Source organism: Herbaspirillum sp. 1130 (assembly GCF_017833835.1).
GTDB lineage: Bacteria > Pseudomonadota > Gammaproteobacteria > Burkholderiales > Burkholderiaceae_D > Herbaspirillum > Herbaspirillum huttiense.
The window spans coordinates 1881548-1899845 of sequence record NZ_JAFICQ010000001.1; the positions used below are offsets into that span (position 1 = coordinate 1881548).

Here is an 18298-nt window from a genome sequence, read left to right on the forward strand (position 1 = left end):
CTCCTGTCATTGAGGTAGGTAAATGGGATAAGGCTGCTCGGCGGTGTTCCTCACCACCGATGCAGCGCATTCTGGTCCTCTGCCGACGAGAATGGCAGACAGGCAATGGCTATAATGCTTATTCCACTTTGGAATAAATGAGATCACTATGGATCGCTTGCTGGCCATGACGGCCTTTGTACGGGTGGTGGAGGCGGGATCGTTCTCGGCGGCGGCGCGGGTACTGGGCGTGGGACAGCCGGCAGTCTCCAAGACCGTGGCGCAGCTGGAAGACAAGCTCAAGGTCAGGCTGCTGCTGCGCTCCACCCACGGTCTCACGCCGACCGAAGCGGGGATGCGTTTCTTCGAGCGCGCCCGCGTGGCCATCCAGGAAGCGGAGGAAGCGGAACTGGCCGCACGCGGTGCCGGTGCAGGCCTGGCCGGACGCTTGCGGGTTTCGGCCGCCCCCACCTTTGCGCGGCTGTTCGTGATTCCCTTCCTGCCGCTGTTTCTGGCACGTCATCCCGCACTGGAGGTGGACGTGATCCTGGATGACCGCACCATCGACCTGGTGGCCGAAGGCATCGACGTCTCCCTGCGCATGGGGAACCTGGCCGATTCCGCCAGCGTCGCGCGCAAACTGGCCACGACGCGGCGCTCGGTACTGGCTACCCGCGCCTATCTGGAGCGGGTTCCGGCACCACGGGTACCGGCAGATCTGGCCAGGCACGAGACCCTGGTCTTGAGCCAATTGGACAATGTCTGGACCTTCACCCGCGCCAGTACCGCAGTCTCGGTCATGGTGCAGGGGCGGGTGCGTTTCAACGCCGCCGAGGGCATCCGCGCGGCCGTGCTGGCCGACATGGGTCTGGCCATTGCCTCTCACTGGATGTTCGCCCCTGAACTGGCGGCCGGCAGCGTGGTACGCGTCCTGGAAAAATGGACGCTGCCGGACATCGCCCTGTGGGCGGTCTTTCCCACCGGCAGGCTGGCCAGTGCCAAGGCGCGTGCCTTTGCTGATTTCGTCGAGGAGATCATGCTGCAGCAGCAGATCCTGACCTGAAGCAGGCGTCGATCAGGACGCGTGGCATGGATCCTGCATCGCATCGCGGCAAGCCTGCCGCCCCAAGCATGCCAGGACGGCAACGCAGGGGCACGAGCCATATCCACCGTGCAACACGGATGAAGAAAGTTTCACTTTTTGTCGCACTTTTAGACCAAGGTACAGTCGTACCGGCATCCGGCATGGCTTAGAATAGCCAAAGCTCACGACGTAATCGATTGGTACGCACCGGCTTGATGCGCGATGAATTCCCCCTTTTCGTCGCCCTGGACAGGCCGCCCAGGTGCGACATCTGAAAAGGAAACGTAATGACGCAGTCACCCAAAAACATCTCGGCCCTGATGTGTGAGCTCAGCGTGGCGCTGGCGGAATTGTCGGAGAAGATGAGCAATCTCTCGGTCACGCTGGAAAATTCCTACCTGGAATCCAACGCCCCGGAACCAGCCGCCCTCATGGAAGCGGCCCGCGAAACCATCGAGAAGGCCCGCGGCAGCTAAGTCCATGCCGCGCCCGCATCTCCCTGCAACTCACCTCATCCGGCAGCCGGATTCATTCCGGCCTGCCCGGCTAACCGGCCACCCAGCCACAGCAGCGGCCTCCCTCATCAAAAGTCATATTTCAGTTCGGCAAAGACCGTGCGCTGCGGGAAGGGATGGAACAGGAAGTAATCCCGGTTGGTCAGGTTGTCCACGCCCACCGCACCGCTCCAGTGGCGGTCGATGCGATAGCGCACGCGGGCATCGAAGACGGTATAGCCATCGAAGCCCTGATAGGTGTGCGTGTTGATGTCGGTATTGTCGACGGTCGCGTAGACCCGCCCGCTGTAGCGCCCTGCCACCGTATAGCTCCAGCGGTCATCCGGCTTGTAGCTGGCCACCAGCGTGGCGCGCCATTCCGGCACGTAGGGCGTGCGCTTGCCCACCGAGGTCGCGCCCGCCGTGGTGGCGACATAGCCCTTGTTTTCCAGGATGCGGGCATCGACCCAGGTCACGCTGCCGTTCAGCGAGAAACCGCGCACCAGCAGATCGTTGCGCTCGAAGGCCGCCTCGATGCCGCGCTGGCGGGTGCGATCCACGTTCTGCGTGAAGGAGGCGACACCGCTGCCGATGGTGGAACTCTGCGAAATCAGCGCATCCGACACCCGCTCTTCGAACAGCGAAACGCGCCACTTGCCCTGCCCTTCCTGCAACTGCTTTTCGATGGCCAGTTCGGTGGACCAGACCTTCTCGGGCTTCAGGTTGGGATTGGCCTGCAGATAGACGCCATTGAGCAGCACGTTCTGGTACAGCTCGCCCACGGTCGGGAAGCGCAGCGCGCGGCCGGTGGAGAGCGTCGTCACCCAGTCGTCCGCCAGGGCCCAGGCCAGCGAGGCTTTGGGCGAGAGTCCGCTGTGGCTGACCTCCGGCTGGTTCACCGCGAAGACGGTGCTGCCTGAGGTCGAGACATTGCGGCCATCGAAGGCACGCCACCATTCGTACCGTGCGCCCAGCGTGGCCTTCAGGGAAGACGACAAGCGCCACACATCCTGTGCCCACAGCGCGGAAGTCTCGGTCTTGCCGCGCGAGTCGGAGGCCAGCGTGCCGTTGCCACCGCTGATCCAGTTGCTGGTGTTCCAGGTCGGCGTGGCCAGGGTGTAGCGATCCAGATGCGCACCAAAGCTGATGACCTGGGCACTGCCCTGTGGACGCCAGATGCCCTTGGCATCGACCGTGCTCCAGCCGGTGCCGCTGGCATCGGCGATGGTGCCGGCCCCGCCGCTCTGGCCTGCCGGGAAGGTGGCCGTCGAGGTGCGCGTCAGGTCACGCGACGCGGACAAGGTCGACGCCGCCAGTTGCCAGTCCCACTCGCCCCCGGTCTTGCTGCGCAATTCCAGCGATTGCATCCATTGCTGCTGGTCCACGTCGTTGCTGGAAAAGCCGCTGGTATAGGCCGTGGCGCCACTGGCGGTCTTCAGGAAACTCTGCGGATTGGCACTGGCCTGGTTCTGCCAGAAGCCCAGGGTATAGGTGGCCGTGAGCGCCGGCGTGAAGTCGTAGGAGACCTTCAGCCGCGCCGTGTCCTGCACCGTATGGGTTAGATTGCCGGCCCCCAGCACATACAGGTTCTTGCCGGTACGATCCTGCGCCAGCACCGCGCCGGTAGTGCCGGCCGGCAGGCTGGTGGCGGTGATGTAGGTCACCGGCTGCGAGTAGCTGTCCAGATGATTGACCGAGAAGCGCCAGGCCAGCGCCCCGCTGCGATTGCCCAACCCGACGTTGTACTCCTGCGCGCGATAGGTACCGGACGCGCCGTACTGGCTGAAATCCTGCTGCGCATATTGCGCCTTGATGCTGGCCTCGAACTGCTGCGGCATGCGCGTGGTGATCTCGGTGACCGCACCGTAGGAATTGCCCGGATACTCCGCCGCAAACGGTCCATACATCACGTCGATGCGCTCGATCTCTTCCGGTGCCACCATGAACCAGCGCGGCGAGCCATTGCCATTGTTGTTGTTCACCAGCGCCGAGAGCAGGATGCCGTCGGCATAGATCAGGCTGCGCGCACTGGCGTTCACGCCCGTGGTGCGAGTGGCCAGCGGGGATTGCGTATCGCCGATGTAGCGCTTGCGCACCGAGAGGCTGGGCAGATACTTCAGCGCATCCGAACTGTCGGTGACGTTGATGCTGTTGGCAGCGGTATCGGCAGTGACGCTGGCCGTGGTCTGCGGCAGCTGCTTGCGCTCGGCGACCGAGCCACTGCTGCGCACTTCGATGGTGGGCAGGGTGGCGGCCTCGCTGCTGCCGTCACTGGCGGCGGCCTGCTGGGCCAGGGTGCTGCCGCTCCAGGCGCAGAGCACGGCCAGCAGCAAGGGATGCAGGCGAAGCGGACGGGAGACGGCAGAAGCCGGCGAAGACGGAGACAATGAGGAGCAAACAGGCAGCGTGTTCATGGCGAGGATGTCTGGCTTTTCTTGGTGTTGTGAGGGAAGCGCGCGCAGCCGCACCCGCGACCGCCGTGACGTTCGCACTCCCTGTTTTTTCATCGGCGCAATCTATCACGCAGCCTGTGCGCTGCAATCCCGTGGCCGTGCTGCCGTCCGGCAAGAGCGGCTTGCGGATCCGAAGAAAGTCCTTTTGGCACAAGCAGTTAGCGGCAGCGAACAACAAAAAAAAATGGGCTGCGACATATTGCCGCAGCCCGCAAATACAACAGAGAGGAGGTGTGATTGGACCCGATTTCCGTCCTCCGTCCCTTAATCCACATCAAACACGCTGCGCTGATCCTTGCCCTTTTACCTTCACGCACAACATGCGGTCACGCCACCAGAAGCCGCGGGTGAATTGCGCATCGCCACGCCTGCGCCGCCTTTTGCGGAAATAAAAAAATCCGGCTTCTTGCGCGAAGGCCGGATTTTTCATTCATCGATTCCAGAGATGAATCAGGTGCGCATCATCAACTGCCGCGATAAGTCGAATAAGCCCACGGCGACACCACCAGCGGCACATGATAGTTCTGCGAGGCATCGGCCACGCCGAAGGCAATCACCACTTCGTCGACGAAACGCGGTTCCGGCAGGCTCACGCCCTGTTCCGCAAAATAATCACCGGCCGCAAAGACCAGTTCGTACTTGCCGGGCTGCAGCGCCTCGCCTTCCAGCAGCGGCGCATCGCAGCGGCCATCGCTGTTGGTGACGGCGTGCTTGAGCAGCGTCTTGCCGCCGCCAGTCACCGCGTAGAGCGCCAGCTTGACGCCCGCGCCGGGCTTGCCCTTGGTGATATCCAGCACGTGCGTGCTCAGTTTGCCCATGTTGCTGTCCTTTCGCTGTGTAATGGATGAGTGAGGATGAGTGATCGTGAGCGCCGATGATATACCGCCGCCCGCCAAACCCTATACGAGTGCGCTTATACCGGCCATCGATGCAGCGGACATAATGCCTTACCGCGCAGCCCCCTGCCAAACCGGAGCCGACATCCGGACCGCAGATACCAGCACGGGCCCGGCGCGGCAATCATTTAAATCATTTATATCAAACAACATCCATCACTGGAGGAGACACCATGCCCATTCCATCCCTGCGCCTGCACGGCACGCTCGCGGGCGTCCTGCTCATGGCCGGCGGCAGCGCCATGGCGGCCGACTGGGCCGACAACTCGATCGGCTACCGTTACGGCACGAAGTTTGCCGAGCCCTTCAATACGCAGGACATCAGCAAGAACATCGTCAACTTCCAGCATGCCAGCGGCTACAAGTACGGCACCAATTTCCTCAACGTCGACCTGCTGATGTCGGACAGCAAGGATGACAATGCCCAGGAAGCCTATGTCACCTATCGCCATACGCTGGACATCGGCAAGATCAGCGGCCGCGACCTGTCCTTCGGACCGGCGCGCGGCGTCGGCCTGACGCTGGGCTTCGACTGGAACACCAAGAACGACAACAGCTATGCCTCGAAGAAACGCATGTGGGTGGTCGGCCCGACCCTGATGATGGATGTGCCGGGTTTTCTCAACGTGAGCGTGCTGGCCCTGTTCGAGAGCAACCAGCCCAAGGGCATCAGCAGCCGCTACACCTATGACACGCACCCGATGCTGAACCTGGCCTGGGGGATCCCGCTGGGCGGCAGCGGATGGGCCTTCGAGGGCTACCTGAACTACATCGCCGCCAAGGGCAGGAACGAGTTCGGCGGGTCGACTGCGCCCGAACTGAATTTCGACGGACAGCTCATGTACGACCTCGGCACGGCCATGGGACTGGGCAAGAACACCTTGCGCCTGGGCCTGGAATATCAGTACTGGCGCAACAAGTTCGGCAACCCGAGCAACGTGCCGGGCTCGCTGGCCAAGACACCGATGGTGCGCGCCGAATATCACTTCTGATCGCCTCCGGCAGCGGGAAGCCGCCCGTTGCGCCAAGGAGTTGGCCGCTCCTGATTGAAAAAAATCGAGCTTCCGATACAAATTTCAATCTTCAAAAACTCCTGCAAAAAATCGAAATTTGCAGGAGTTCTTTTTTTCTCCCCGCTTCCTATACTCAGCCGGATCCGCTCCCGGCACGTCGCCATCGCCGGCCGGATTCCCCCTGACATCTGACCGCCAGCCCCCGCCCGGACGCGCATCCCGCTTTTTTCACAAAGCTTCATATCGTCCCGGACACCGCTCATCGCCAGCCCAGAGATTTCGCCACCCTTACTCTCGGAACCTGACATGAGCTTCATCAAGAGCAAAAAGCACCCCTCTTCCCCGCCCTCTCCTGCCTCATCCAGCTGCTGCCTGTCGGCGGCGCTGGCGGGCGTCCTGCTGCTGCCGGCAGTCACCGCCCAGGCCCAGTCCGCTGGCGGCACACTGCCTTCGGTACAGGTCGATGCCGTCAAGGAATCGCCCTACAAGGCCGAGCAATCGGCCTCCCCCAAGTACACGCAGCCGCTGGTGGATACGCCGCAGACGCTGCAGGTCTTCAAGCGTCCGCTGATGGAACAGCAGGGTGCCACGACGCTCACCGAGGTGCTGCGCAATACGCCCGGCGTGGGCACCTTCTTCCTCGGCGAGAACGGCAGCACCAGTACCGGCGACACCATCTACATGCGCGGCTTCGACATCTCCAGCGCCATCTTCGTGGACAACGTGCGCGACCTTGGCGCGATCTCGCGCGACGTCTTCAACCTGCATCAGGTGGAGGTCCTGAAGGGAGCCGCGGGCACCGACAACGGCCGGGGTTCTCCGACCGGCTCCGTCAACCTGGTCACCAAACAGCCCGAAATGGCCGATGCGGTCAGCGCCAGCGGCACCTATGGCAGCTGGAACCAGAAGCGCGCCACCGTCGACTGGAACAAGGTACTGAACCCCGACCAGGGCCTGGCGCTGCGCCTGAACCTGATGAAACAGCACAGCGGCGTACCCGGCCGCCACCAGGTGCACAGCAGCCGCGACGGCTTCGCGCCGTCGCTGGCCTGGGGATTGAACGGCCCTACCCGCATCCTCTTCAACTACGTGCACGTGCAGCAGGACAACGTCCCCGATGGCGGCGTGGTCACCGTCGGCCTGCCCGGCTATCGCTCGCCGGATCCGGCGCGTCCCTTCATTGGCGACGCGCCCAAGGTGAATCCGAGCAACTACTATGGCCACGTGGACGACTATGACCGGGTCAACGCCGACATGTACACCCTGCGGGTGCAGCACGACTTCTCGCCCACCCTGAAGCTGGAAAACAGCACCCGCTACGCCCGCACCGACCAGGATTACCGGCTGGCCTCCTTCATTGCCACCGGCAGCGACCGGGGCAAGTACAAGTCCGGCATCCGCACGCCCTCGGCCACGGACCGCACCACCTGGCTACTGGCGCGCAACATCGTCACGCGGCGCGACCAGGCCAACGAGATCCTCAGCAACCAGACCCATGCCACGGCGCAGTTCAATACCGGCGCGATCCGACACACCCTGGTTGGGGGCCTGGAACTGACGCGTGAACGCCAGCATGCGCTGGCCTTCACGGTGGACGGATTCCGTCCCCCGGCCAACCTGTACCAGCCGAATCCCCGCTTCGACGAATCGGAAGTCAGCATCCAGGCCACCGGCCGCAACGAGGGCCAGATCGATACCGTCGCGCTGTACGTGCTGGACACGCTCAAGTTCGGCGAGCGCTGGTCACTGAACCTGGGCTTGCGCGAGGACCATTACCGCACCTCCTTCGACGGCATCGCCTCCGGCACCGCCACTGCACTGAAAACCTCGGGCAACCTGCTGAGCTGGAAGCTGGCGGCCGTCTTCAAGCCCACCAGCTACAGCAGCGTCTACGCCCTGCTGGCGAGTTCGCAGCAGCCACCGGGCGGCAACAATCTCGCCCTCAGTGCCAGCCGCAGGAATCCCTCCCACCCCGACTACGCGCCACAAAAGACCCGTACCGCCGAAATCGGCACCAAGTGGGACCTGCTCGACCGCCGCCTGGCCGTCACCGGCGCGCTCTATCGCACCGACGTGCACAATGAGATCGAGCCGGGAACGCTGGCCGACACCTGGTTCCAGATCGGCGAGAAACGTACCGAAGGGGTGGAACTGGGCGTCACCGGCGAGCTCACCCGGGACATTTCGCTCACCGCCGGCTACAGCCGCATGAACAGCCGCGTCAACAAGGGACGCGTGGTCACCGCCAACGGCGAGAACTACCTGGCCTACGCCCCGCGCCAGTCCCTGACCTCGTGGGCCACCTGGCGCGCGGCACCGGGCCTGGCGCTGGGCGGCGGCCTGCGCTATACCGACGGCCTGCTGCGCGGCACCGACAGCAATGCGCTGGGCACGCCCACCCGGACCGATGCCTACTGGCTGGTCGATGCCATGGCCAGCTATGCCATCAACAAGACAGTGGAGCTGCAGTTCAACGTGACCAACCTGTTCAACAAGCAGTACGCCGCTGCGATCAACAAGAGCGGATATCGCTACACACCGGGCGGCACGCGTGCCTTCTCGCTGACTGGCAACTTCCGCTTCTGATCCCCTCCCTGCGGTGGCGGCGCTCTGCCGCCACCGGTGAACTCTCCCTCGCCCCCCTCACGGCAGCGCACTGCATCACGCAGCGCACTGCCGTGAGGCTTCGTATTTTTTATGCAACAAATGCAGTTTCGACTTTCCCCTTCCGCCTTCCCGGATGCGGTGCGGCTTTGCGCGGGATGTTCTGAATGGAAGACCAAGAGCAGACGATCAGGGAACAGAAATTTTTAGAATAAGAATCACTTTTATTTGGAACCGTGGCTATAATTGTAAAAATCTCGTAGCAATTTGAAACATTGCGATATCAACGAGATACAAAAACTACAATCTCGCCAGCCATTACGGCGGAGCCTGCCAGGTCTCACCAGACCATGCGATTGCCCGTTCGACTCATAGCCAGCCAAGAGAACTCTCAACATTTTCTCTCGGAACCCTGCCATGAGTTACATCAAGAGCCGCAAGCACGCGCAGCCTGCCTTTGCTTCGACCCGTCTGTCCGCCGCCGTTGCCGGCGCCCTGCTGCTGCCGGCCGTGGGCGTGCACGCACAGACCAGCACCGCCCTGCCCAAGGTCGAAGTGACCGCCACCCAGGAATCGGACTACAAGGCCGACAAGGCCTCCTCGGCCAAGTACAGCCAACCGCTGGTCGACACCCCGCAGACCCTGACCGTGATCAAGAAGCAGCTGATCGACCAGCAGGGCGCCACCACGCTGACCGAAGCCCTGCGCAACAGCCCGGGCGTCGGGACTTTCTATCTCGGTGAAAACGGTTCCACCAATACCGGCGACGCCATCTACATGCGCGGCTTCGACAGCTCCAGTGCGATCTTCGTGGACAACGTGCGCGACCTCGGCTCGATCTCGCGCGACATGTTCAACATCCAGCAAGTGGAAGTCCTGAAGGGCCCGGCGGGCACCGACAATGGACGCGGCTCGCCGACCGGTTCGATCAACATGGTCACCAAGCAGGCCGAGATGAACAACTTCTTCAATTCCTCCGCCACCTATGGCAGCTGGAACCAGAAGCGCGCCACCGCCGACTGGAACAAGGTGATCGATGAAGAGCGCGGCATCGCCATGCGCCTGAACGTGATGAAGCAGGACAGCGGCGTCCCCGGCCGCCATGAAGTCAAGAACGACCGCTGGGGCGTGGCGCCCTCGCTGGCCTTTGGCCTGAACAGCCCGACCCGCGTGTTCCTGAACTATCTGCACATCGACCAGGACAACGTGCCCGATGGCGGCGTGCCCACCATCGGCCTGCCGGGCTATACCTCGCCGGATGCCTCGCGCTCCTTCCTGAGCGGCGCGGCGCGGGTGAACTCGTCGAATTTCTACGGCCTGTCGGGCGACTACGACAAGGTGACCGCCGACATGTTCACGGCGCGCGTGGAGCATGACTTCTCGCAGGACGTCAAGCTGCAGAACACCACCCGCTATGCCAAGACCAGCCAGGATTACCTGCTGACCGCCTTCATGGGCACATCGGCCAACCTGGTCACGCCGTCGGCCAGCAATCCCTCGGCCTGGACCCTGTCGCGCTCCAACCCGACGCGCAAGGACCAGAGCAACGAAATCATCACCAACCAGACCAACATCACGGCCGATCTGCAATCCGGCAGCCTCAAGCACACGCTGGTGGGCGGTGTCGAATTCACCCAGGAGAAGCAGCACGCGCTGTCCTTCACCCGCAGCGGAACGCTGTCGGTGGCCAACCTGTACAACCCGAATCCGAACGACCCCAAGACCTACACGATGACGGCCACCGGCTACAACGATGGCAAGACCGACACCGTCTCGGCCTATCTGTTCGACACCGTCAAGTTCAACGACCAGTGGTCGATCAACGCCGGCATCCGCGAGGACCATTACCGCACCACGTACTATTCCAACGCCGCCGGCACCATCACCAACCTGTCGACCTCGGGCAACCTGTTCAACTGGAAGCTGGCCGCAATCTACAAGCCGACCGATTACAGCAGCATCTATGCCCTGTACGCCACCTCGCAGCAGCCGCCGGGCGGCAGCAACTTTGCCCTGTCGGCCTCGGCCAACAGCGCGGCCAACAGCAACTACGCCCCGCAAAAGACCAAGACCTCCGAACTGGGCACAAAGTGGGATCTGATGAACAAGAAGCTGGCCCTCACGGCGGCCCTGTTCCACACCGAAGTGACCAATGAAGTCGAGCAGGATCCGACCTCGCTGCAGTACTTCCAGACCGGCAAGAAGACCGTGCAGGGTATCGAACTGGGCGTCACCGGTGACGTGACCAGCACCCTGTCGCTGGCAGCGGGCTACACCTGGATGGACACCAAAGTGAACAACGGTGCCATCACCACGGCCGCCGGCGAGAACAATCTTGCCTATACGCCGAAGCAGGCCTTCACTTCGTGGGCCACTTATCGCCTGCCGCAGGGCTTCACCGTCGGCGGTGGTGCACGTTACGTCAGTTCGCTGCTGCGCGGCACCGATGGTGCGGTCGGTACGCCCAAGTACGCCAACAGCTATTGGGTCTTCGATGGCATGGTTGGTTATATCGTGAACAAGAACGTTGATCTACAGCTCAATATCTACAATATTTTCGATAAAGACTACGTAGCGGCAATCAACAAGAGCGGCTATCGTTACACCCCAGGCACGCCGCGTTCGGTGGCGCTGACCGCCAACTTCAAGTTCTGATCCTGCCCCTGGCATTGAAGCCCTCACCGGGCGGGGTGCTCTGACTCGCAAGAGTTCGTGGCCCCTCCGGTGAGCCAGTGATCGGCGACTTGACGGCCCCTCCCGTGCGGAGGGGTTTTTTCATTCGCTACAGGAGAATTCCATCATGATGCTGCACATCCCCCAGGTCCTGACCCCGCAACAGGTCAGCCACATCCGCTCCGAACTGCAGCGCGCCGACTGGGTGGACGGGCGCGAGACCGTGGGTGAACAGGGGGCGCGCGTGAAGCGCAACCGGCAGTTGCCGGAACATTCGCCGCTGGGTTTCCAGCTGGGCGAGATCATCCTGGAAGCACTGCGCAGAAATCCCCTGTTCTTTGCCGCCGCGCTGCCCAAGAAGACCATGCCGCCGCTGTTCAACAGCTATGAAGGCGGCGAGCACTATGGCCTGCACGTGGATGGCTCGGTGCGCCTGCTGCCCAATGCGGCGGGCAGCATCCGTACCGATGTCTCGACCACCGTGTTCCTGTCGGAGCCGGACGAATACGATGGCGGTGAACTGGTGGTGGTCGATACCTATGGCACCCATGAAGTGAAACTGCCGGCGGGAGACATGATCGTCTATCCCTCCACCAGCCTGCACCGGGTCGAACCAGTCACGCGCGGGGCGCGCGTGTGCTCCTTCTTCTGGACCCAGAGCATGATCCGCGACGACTGGAAACGCAGCATGCTCTTCGAACTGGATCGCAACATCTTCGGCCTGCGGCAGAAACTGGGCGATACCGAAGAAGTGGTGGGACTGACCGGGCATTATCACAACCTGCTGCGACAGTGGGCGGATGTATGACCACGCCAAATTGTTTATTTGTTTTATATCGTTTTTGAATTGGCGTAGCTCGATACGCCAAATACGAAGGCCGCCCGGCATTGCACCGGACGGCCTTTTTCATGCAAGCCAGTGCGGGATCAGACGAAACGCCCGATTGCACCGATCACTGCCTCCCGCACCGATCCGCTGACCACGAAGTCATGCGCAGCGCGCACGTCATCATGGAACCAGCGATCGCCCTCCAGACACGCCGGAATCTGCCGGCGGATCTCCTCATAGGCCGCCTGCGTACCCTGCCCCAGCTTGAAGTCCTTGAGCAAGTCCTCGGTCATGGTCAGCGCCTGCGCCGCCAGCAGCATTTCCACGCCGACGATGTATTGCGTGTTCTGCACCACCGTCATCGCCTTGCGGGCGCACCAGGTCGAGTTGGAGATGTGATCCTCGCTGTTGCCCTTGGAGGGGATGCTGTCGACGCTGCCGGGCATGCACAGGGTGCGGTTTTCCATCACCAGCGAACTCATGGAACACTGCACCACCGGATAGCCGGTGTTGACGCCGCGCACGCCGCTCATCAGGTTGCGCGGCAATCCCCACGACAGGGTCGGATCGATCAGGCGCGCGATGCGGCGTTCGCAGATGCTGCCCAAGTCGGTGATGGCCATAGCCAGCAAGTCCATCGCCTGCGCCAGATACTGTCCGTGGAAGTTGCCGCCGGAAATGATTTCGAAACCTTCGCCGTCTTCCTTGTTGAAGATCAGCGGATTGTCGGTAGCGGAGTTGGTTTCCTTCTCGATGATGGTGTCGATATAGTCCAGCGCATCGAATACCGGGCCATACACCTGCGGAGCGCAACGCAGAGAATACACATCCTGAATGCGCGCGGTGTAAGGGATATCGGTGCGGCGCAATTCATCGGGCAATTGCACGGCGCGCGCTTCATGCGTGGTACGGGTGGAGCCCTTGAGCAGCGTGCGGATGACTTCCGCCGTCTTGATCTGGCCCGCATGCGGACGCGCCTGCTGGATACGCGGATCGAAGGCCGACATCTCGGCCCGCATCGCTTCCAGCGTCAGCCCGAGCGACAGGCAGGCATCGGTCAGCAGATGGCGCGCATCGTGCGCGGCGAGGATGGCGACGGCCAGCGAAGCGGTGCAGCCATTGATGAGGGCCGAGGCATCCTTGGCCTTAAGATCAAATTTGACCGAACCTATCCCGGCCTGCTCGATGGCCTGCGTGGCGCGCATGCGCTGGCCTTGATACATCACTTCAGCTTCATCGAAGCCGGCAATGGCAGCGGCCAGATAAGCCAGCGGCGCCAGATCGCCGGAAGCACCCACCGATCCCTTCTGCGGCATGATCGGGTGGATACCCGCATTGATGAAAGCCAGCAGGCGATCCACCACTTCCACGCGTGGCGCGGAATAATTCGAGGCGAATGCATTGGCCCGCAGCAGCATGGTGGCGCGGCTGACCTCTTCTGAGAACGGCTCGCCGATGCCCGCACTGTGCGCGCGGATCAGCTGGGTCTGGAACAGCTCGATATGCTCGACCTTGATGCGGGTGTCCTTGAGCAGGCCCACGCCGGTATTGAAGCTGTACATCATGGGCGCTTCATCGTGCATCCAGGTCGATTCGATGTAGTCGCGGCTTTGCTTGAGGGCGGCACGCGAAGAATCGGCCAGCGCCACTTTCAGGTGAGGCGCACGAGCCACGCTGACAACTTGCGCGGCGGTGAGATTGAATCCGTCGATGGTAATGGTTTGCATGAGTGCTCTCTGATGGAATCGGGTGCGATTACTTGGCCCCAGCCTGGAACCATGCGGCCAGCTCGGCGCGTTCCGCATCGGTCATCTGGGTCATGTTGGCCAGCGGCATGTCCTTGGTCTGGACGGCGCGCTGGAAGATCTTGGCCGCGTGCTGATGAATCAGCTCGGGCGTTTGCAGCATCATCCCGGCTGGTGCGGTGGCGAAGCCGGCCTGGGTCGGCTTGTCCGAATGGCAGCTGGCGCAACGCTGGGTGACGATGGCCTGGATGCGGGCAAAGTCCGGTGCGGCAGCGGCCACCGGCGCTGCGCCCTCACCTGTGGAGGCAGCAGGTGCAGCAGGTGCCACGGGACGCGGGGCAATCGCCACGGCCACCGCCAGCAACAGGACTACTCCGGCGATGGGATAGCCCACCGACACCTTGCCCTTGTGCCGCAAATTGAAGAAGTGACGAATCAGCACACCGGCCGCCATGATCGCCGCCAGCACCAGCCAGCTATGGGCATGCGTGTAGGTCATCGCGTAGTGGTTGCTGATCATGATGAAGAGGATGGGCAGCGTGAAGTAGTTGTTGTGCACGCTGCGCTGCTTGCCCTTGCGGCCGTGGATGGGGTCGGGCGAGCGGCCGGCCTTCATCGCCTCCACCAGCTTGCGCTGGCCGGGGATGATGACCATGAGCACATTGCCCACCATGATGGTGCCGATCATCGCGCCCACGTGGATATACGCCGCGCGGCCCGACAGCAGGTGCGTGAGCAGATAGGCCACCGCCACGATGAAGACGAACATCACCAGCCCCAGCAGCCCTTCGCGCTTGCCCAGCGGCGACTTGCACAGCAGGTCGTAGACGATCCAGCCCAGCACCAGGGTACCGATGCCCACACCGACGGCTTCCGGCCCGGTGAGGTTGGCTACGGACTTGTCGACCATCATGGCCGAGGCGTTGAAGTAATAGACGATGAAGAGCATGGCCACACCGGTGATCCAGGTGGCATAGGCTTCCCACTTGAACCAGTGGAGTTCTTCCGGCAGCTCGGCCGGCGCGACGAGATACTTTTGCGGATTGTAGAAACCGCCGCCGTGCACGGCCCACAGCTCGCCGGAGACGCCCTTCTTCTCCAGGTCGCTGCCCGGCTTGGGCGGGCGGATGGAGTTGTCCAGCCAGACGAAATAGAACGAGGCACCGATCCAGGCGATGCCCGTGATCAGGTGCAGCCAGCGGACCAGCAGGTTGGCCCAGTCGATGCCATATGAAACCAGGAGTGCTTCCATGTCTTCCCCACGCAGGATTGCTGTCCGCCACCGCGACCTACTCCGGACAGGCGAGGCATTGCCTCAGGAATGGGCCGCCATGGAAGTCTTCCCACCGCCCTGCGTGTACCAAGGCTGCAACTGGATGAGTGGAGTGAAGGCTTCCCGCGCGCCGGGAAGCGCAGGCGCCTTGATGGCGCCCTGGCTGGTCTCCCGTCGTGCTGCCGCTACGACCCGATGGCTGATGCCATCTGTTTTTTTGGCCATCCTGCTGATGCGGGACGGTTGCAGGAAAGATAAACGTGAGGGTCACGCAAAACATGGCCATCAACGTATATTTGACATACGAATGACGATATACAAAAATGCCCCCTGGATGTGGGACGCTTGCGCTCGCATCACGCCAGGCCGCCGCCCGAGCCGGCCCGGCACACGACAACGATAATGCGCCTGCCCCCGATGCAGCCGCCCCAGAGTGAACGAAAAACCGTCACCTGCCCCGCACCACAAGACCCCGGAGACATTCCCATGTCCAGGCTGCCTGACCATCTCGACATCCACCTCATCCGCATTCTCTATCTCCTGCTCTGCGAGAAGAACGTATCGCGGGTCGCCCTGAAACTGAACCAGCCGCAGCCCTCGATTTCAGCCTCGCTGCGCAAGCTGCGCGAACTGACCGGCGACCCGCTGCTGGTGCGCGGCGCGCGCGGCATGGTGCCGACCCAGCATGGCGAGAGCCTCTTGAAACCCGCCAAGCGCATCCTCGACGAGACCGAGCGCCTGTTCGTGCCCAAGACTGCCTTCGTGCCGCAGGAGGAAGAGCGCACCTTCCATATCGCCGCGCCCGACTACATGAACACGCCCTTCTTCACTGAGGTGATCGCCCGCCTGCGGCGCGAGTCGCCGCGCAGCCGCATCGTCATCCATGCGCTGGGTCCGGATAACGATTACGTGCGCCTGCTCTCGGACGGGGAACTGGACCTGGTGATTGCCAACTGGGACGAGCCGCCTGCGCATTTGCACCTGTCAAAGCTGTTTGACGATCCCATCGTCTGCCTGATGCGCGCTGACTGCGCCTACGCCAAGCGCACCGCGCGCGACGCCATGAGCATCGAGGACTATCTTTCGCTGCCGCACGCCGCGCCCTCGCAGATCCTGCCCGGCTATCACGGCACCATCGATACCTTCCTCGAAAAGCAGAACCTGCATCGCAACGTGGTGGTGGAATCGGCGCACTTCCGCATGCTGCCCTACATGGTGGCGCAGACCGACCTGGTGCTGACGGCTGGCCAGCAGTTCGCCAGCTTCTACGAAAAACTCCTGGGCCTGAAAAGCTATACGGTACCCATCAAGTTCCCGCCACTGCGTTTTTACCAGCTGTGGCACGAGCGGGTGCACCAAGCCACCGAGCACAAATGGCTGCGCGCCCAGGTCAGCGCGGCGGCCAAGATGATGGCGCAGGGCCGCGCCTGAAGCGGTGCCGGGCCGCTCCGGCAAAGGAAACGGGCATTCCGGCATATATCGGCGGCGCGCCAGCCGGTATGCCGGGGCTTATATATCGCACTCCCCGGATTGCATTAGTATCGCCAGCATCAGACCGGCATCCGCACACAAGCCCCACCAAGACGCGGAGCACGGTACTGGGCCGGAACCACCTTCAAGCGGCAAGGCACGCCACCCTCTCAGAATGATCACGGTGGCGCGGTCACATGCCAGGTTCCATCGATAAAAAATACCAGGAGACAATCCCATGCAAGCCACTCGCCATCCGGTGGATGAACGCCTACCCGTATTCAAGCTCTTTGCCCTCGGCATGCAGCACGTGCTGGTGATGTATGCCGGTGCGATTGCCGTGCCGCTCATCATCGGTGGTGCGCTCAACCTGCCCAAGTCCGAGATCGCCTACCTCATCAGTGCCGACCTGTTCTGCTGCGGGCTGGTGACCATCATCCAGAGTGCCGGTCTCTGGAAATTCGGCATCCGCATGCCCGTCATGATGGGCGTGACCTTTGCCGCCGTGGGGCCGATGGTGGCCATGGCCAACAATCCGCAGCTGAACATCCTGCATATCTACGGGGCGGTGATTGCTTCGGGCGTGTTCTGCATCCTCGCCTCGCCCTACATGAGCAAGCTCATGCGCTACTTTCCGCCGGTGGTCACGGGTACCGTCATCACGGTGATCGGCGTCTCGCTCATGGGCGTGGGCATCAACTGGGCCGCAGGTGGACAGCCGGTGATCGGCAAGCTGGTCGACGGGGTGTTCGTGAAGGTGCCCAATCCCGACTACGGCTCGCCGCTGTCGCTTTCGATTGCGGCGGTGGTGCTGGTCTCGATCCTGCTCATCACCAAGTACACGCGGGGGTTCATCTCCAACATATCGGTGTTGATGGGCATGGTGGTCGGTTTCGTGATTGCCTTTGCCTTGGGCAAGATCAGCTTTGACGGGCTGGATGCGGCGGACTGGTTCGCCTTCATCCAGCCCTTTCACTATGGGCTGCCGCAATTCGACATTGCCTCCATCATCAGCATGTGCCTGGTGATGATCGTGACGATGATCGAATCGACCGGCATGTTCATGGCCCTGGGCGACATCGTCGGCCGCCGCATCGACGACCGCACGCTGGCCAGCGGCTTGCGCGTGGATGGCCTGGGCACGGTGATCGGCGGTCTCTTCAACACCTTCCCTTACACCTCCTTCTCGCAGAACGTCGGGCTGGTGGGCGTGACCGGCATTCGCAGCCGTTTCGTCTGTGTGGCGGCCGGGGTGATCCTGATTGCGTTTGGCCTGTTCCCCAAGATGGCGCACGTGGCCGCGTCGATTCCGCAATTCGTGCTGGGCGGTGCCGGCATCGTGATGTTCGGGATGGTGGCGGCGACCGGCATCAAGATCCTGTCCAAGGTCGATTTCCACGGCAACCGCAACAATCTCTTCATCGTCGCCATCAGCATTGGCGTGGGCATGATCCCCATCGTTGCGCCGACCTTCTTCGACAAGATGCCGCATCTGCTGGGCACCATCTTCCACAGCGGCATCCTGCTGGCCTCGGCCATGGCGGTCGGATTGAACCTGTTCTTCAATGGCCGGGGCAGTGAAGAGGACGTGGCCCGCTATGCGGTGGCGGCGGCGCAGAGTTCGGATCACTGAAGCGGGTGCGGCGAGATATGCCGCTGCGCATACGGCCCAGATGAAACCGTTGATGCCATCCGGGCCAAGATGTTTTAAAGTCTCATCTGCGCTGCAGACCGCACCGGGCGGGCTTTGGCGCAGACCGTGAGACGACAGCCGCAGACAACAAT

The 18298-nt window shown here is 62.4% G+C and carries 14 protein-coding genes; 8 read left to right on the plus strand and 6 right to left on the minus strand.

The window, feature by feature from the left end:
• Positions 1-148 precede the first annotated feature (148 nt).
• A complete protein-coding gene (locus JOD78_RS08580; RefSeq protein WP_209567169.1) occupies positions 149-1042 on the plus strand; it encodes a LysR family transcriptional regulator in 894 nt (297 codons plus the stop codon).
• A 308-nt stretch (positions 1043-1350) separates the two neighbouring features.
• A complete protein-coding gene (locus tag JOD78_RS08585; RefSeq protein ID WP_034333213.1) occupies positions 1351-1539 on the plus strand; it encodes a hypothetical protein in 189 nt (62 codons plus the stop codon).
• Between the two features lie 107 nt (positions 1540-1646).
• Here the strand turns inward: JOD78_RS08585 and JOD78_RS08590 are convergent, their stop codons facing one another.
• The 3 genes from JOD78_RS08590 to uraH form a co-directional block, all read right to left on the minus strand.
• A complete protein-coding gene (locus JOD78_RS08590) occupies positions 1647-3971 on the minus strand; it encodes a TonB-dependent receptor (RefSeq protein ID WP_245202012.1) in 2325 nt (774 codons plus the stop codon).
• A 313-nt stretch (positions 3972-4284) separates the two neighbouring features.
• On the minus strand, positions 4285-4440 hold the full coding sequence (locus JOD78_RS08595) for a hypothetical protein (RefSeq protein ID WP_158601279.1): 156 nt from the start codon (positions 4438-4440) through the stop codon (positions 4285-4287).
• Positions 4441-4474: 34 nt separating this feature from the next.
• Entirely contained in the window at positions 4475-4828 is a 354-nt protein-coding gene (uraH, locus tag JOD78_RS08600; RefSeq protein ID WP_034333215.1) for a hydroxyisourate hydrolase, read from the minus strand.
• Between the two features lie 302 nt (positions 4829-5130).
• On the opposite strand from uraH, the gene JOD78_RS08605 reads away from it, so the two are divergent.
• The gene (locus JOD78_RS08605) at positions 5131-5898 is read left to right on the plus strand and encodes an outer envelope protein (RefSeq protein WP_240733920.1); all 768 of its coding nucleotides are present in this window, start codon (positions 5131-5133) and stop codon (positions 5896-5898) included.
• Here the strand turns inward: JOD78_RS08605 and JOD78_RS08610 are convergent.
• Positions 5889-6227: a hypothetical protein gene (locus tag JOD78_RS08610; RefSeq protein WP_209567172.1), complete on the minus strand. Its 339-nt coding sequence runs from the start codon at positions 6225-6227 to the stop codon at positions 5889-5891. The genes JOD78_RS08605 and JOD78_RS08610 overlap by 10 nt on opposite strands.
• Between JOD78_RS08610 and JOD78_RS08615 the strand changes: the two genes are divergently transcribed.
• The 3 genes from JOD78_RS08615 to JOD78_RS08625 all read left to right on the plus strand — a co-directional run bounded on the left by JOD78_RS08615 (position 6226) and on the right by JOD78_RS08625 (position 12004).
• A complete protein-coding gene (locus JOD78_RS08615; RefSeq protein ID WP_209567174.1) occupies positions 6226-8505 on the plus strand; it encodes a catecholate siderophore receptor Fiu in 2280 nt (759 codons plus the stop codon). The two genes, JOD78_RS08610 and JOD78_RS08615, sit on opposite strands and share 2 nt — an antisense overlap.
• Before the next feature lie 435 nt (positions 8506-8940).
• The gene (locus tag JOD78_RS08620; protein ID WP_209567176.1) at positions 8941-11178 is read left to right on the plus strand and encodes a catecholate siderophore receptor Fiu; all 2238 of its coding nucleotides are present in this window, start codon (positions 8941-8943) and stop codon (positions 11176-11178) included.
• A gap of 145 nt (positions 11179-11323) precedes the next feature.
• Positions 11324-12004 (plus strand): Fe2+-dependent dioxygenase, encoded by a 681-nt coding sequence (locus JOD78_RS08625; RefSeq protein ID WP_204725745.1) that lies wholly within the window; start codon positions 11324-11326, stop codon positions 12002-12004.
• A gap of 119 nt (positions 12005-12123) precedes the next feature.
• Here the strand turns inward: JOD78_RS08625 and JOD78_RS08630 are convergent, their stop codons facing one another.
• Positions 12124-13752, minus strand: a complete 1629-nt coding sequence (locus tag JOD78_RS08630) for an aromatic amino acid ammonia-lyase (protein WP_209567178.1) — start codon at positions 13750-13752, stop codon at positions 12124-12126.
• A 28-nt stretch (positions 13753-13780) separates the two neighbouring features.
• Positions 13781-15022, minus strand: coding sequence for a urate hydroxylase PuuD (locus JOD78_RS08635; protein ID WP_209567180.1), 1242 nt, complete (start codon positions 15020-15022; stop codon positions 13781-13783).
• Positions 15023-15529: 507 nt separating this feature from the next.
• On the opposite strand from JOD78_RS08635, the gene JOD78_RS08640 reads away from it, so the two are divergent.
• Positions 15530-16474 (plus strand): LysR substrate-binding domain-containing protein, encoded by a 945-nt coding sequence (locus JOD78_RS08640; protein WP_209567182.1) that lies wholly within the window; start codon positions 15530-15532, stop codon positions 16472-16474.
• 277 nt (positions 16475-16751) lie between these two features.
• Positions 16752-18146 (plus strand): nucleobase:cation symporter-2 family protein, encoded by a 1395-nt coding sequence (locus tag JOD78_RS08645; protein WP_121044866.1) that lies wholly within the window; start codon positions 16752-16754, stop codon positions 18144-18146.
• Positions 18147-18298 lie beyond the last annotated feature (152 nt).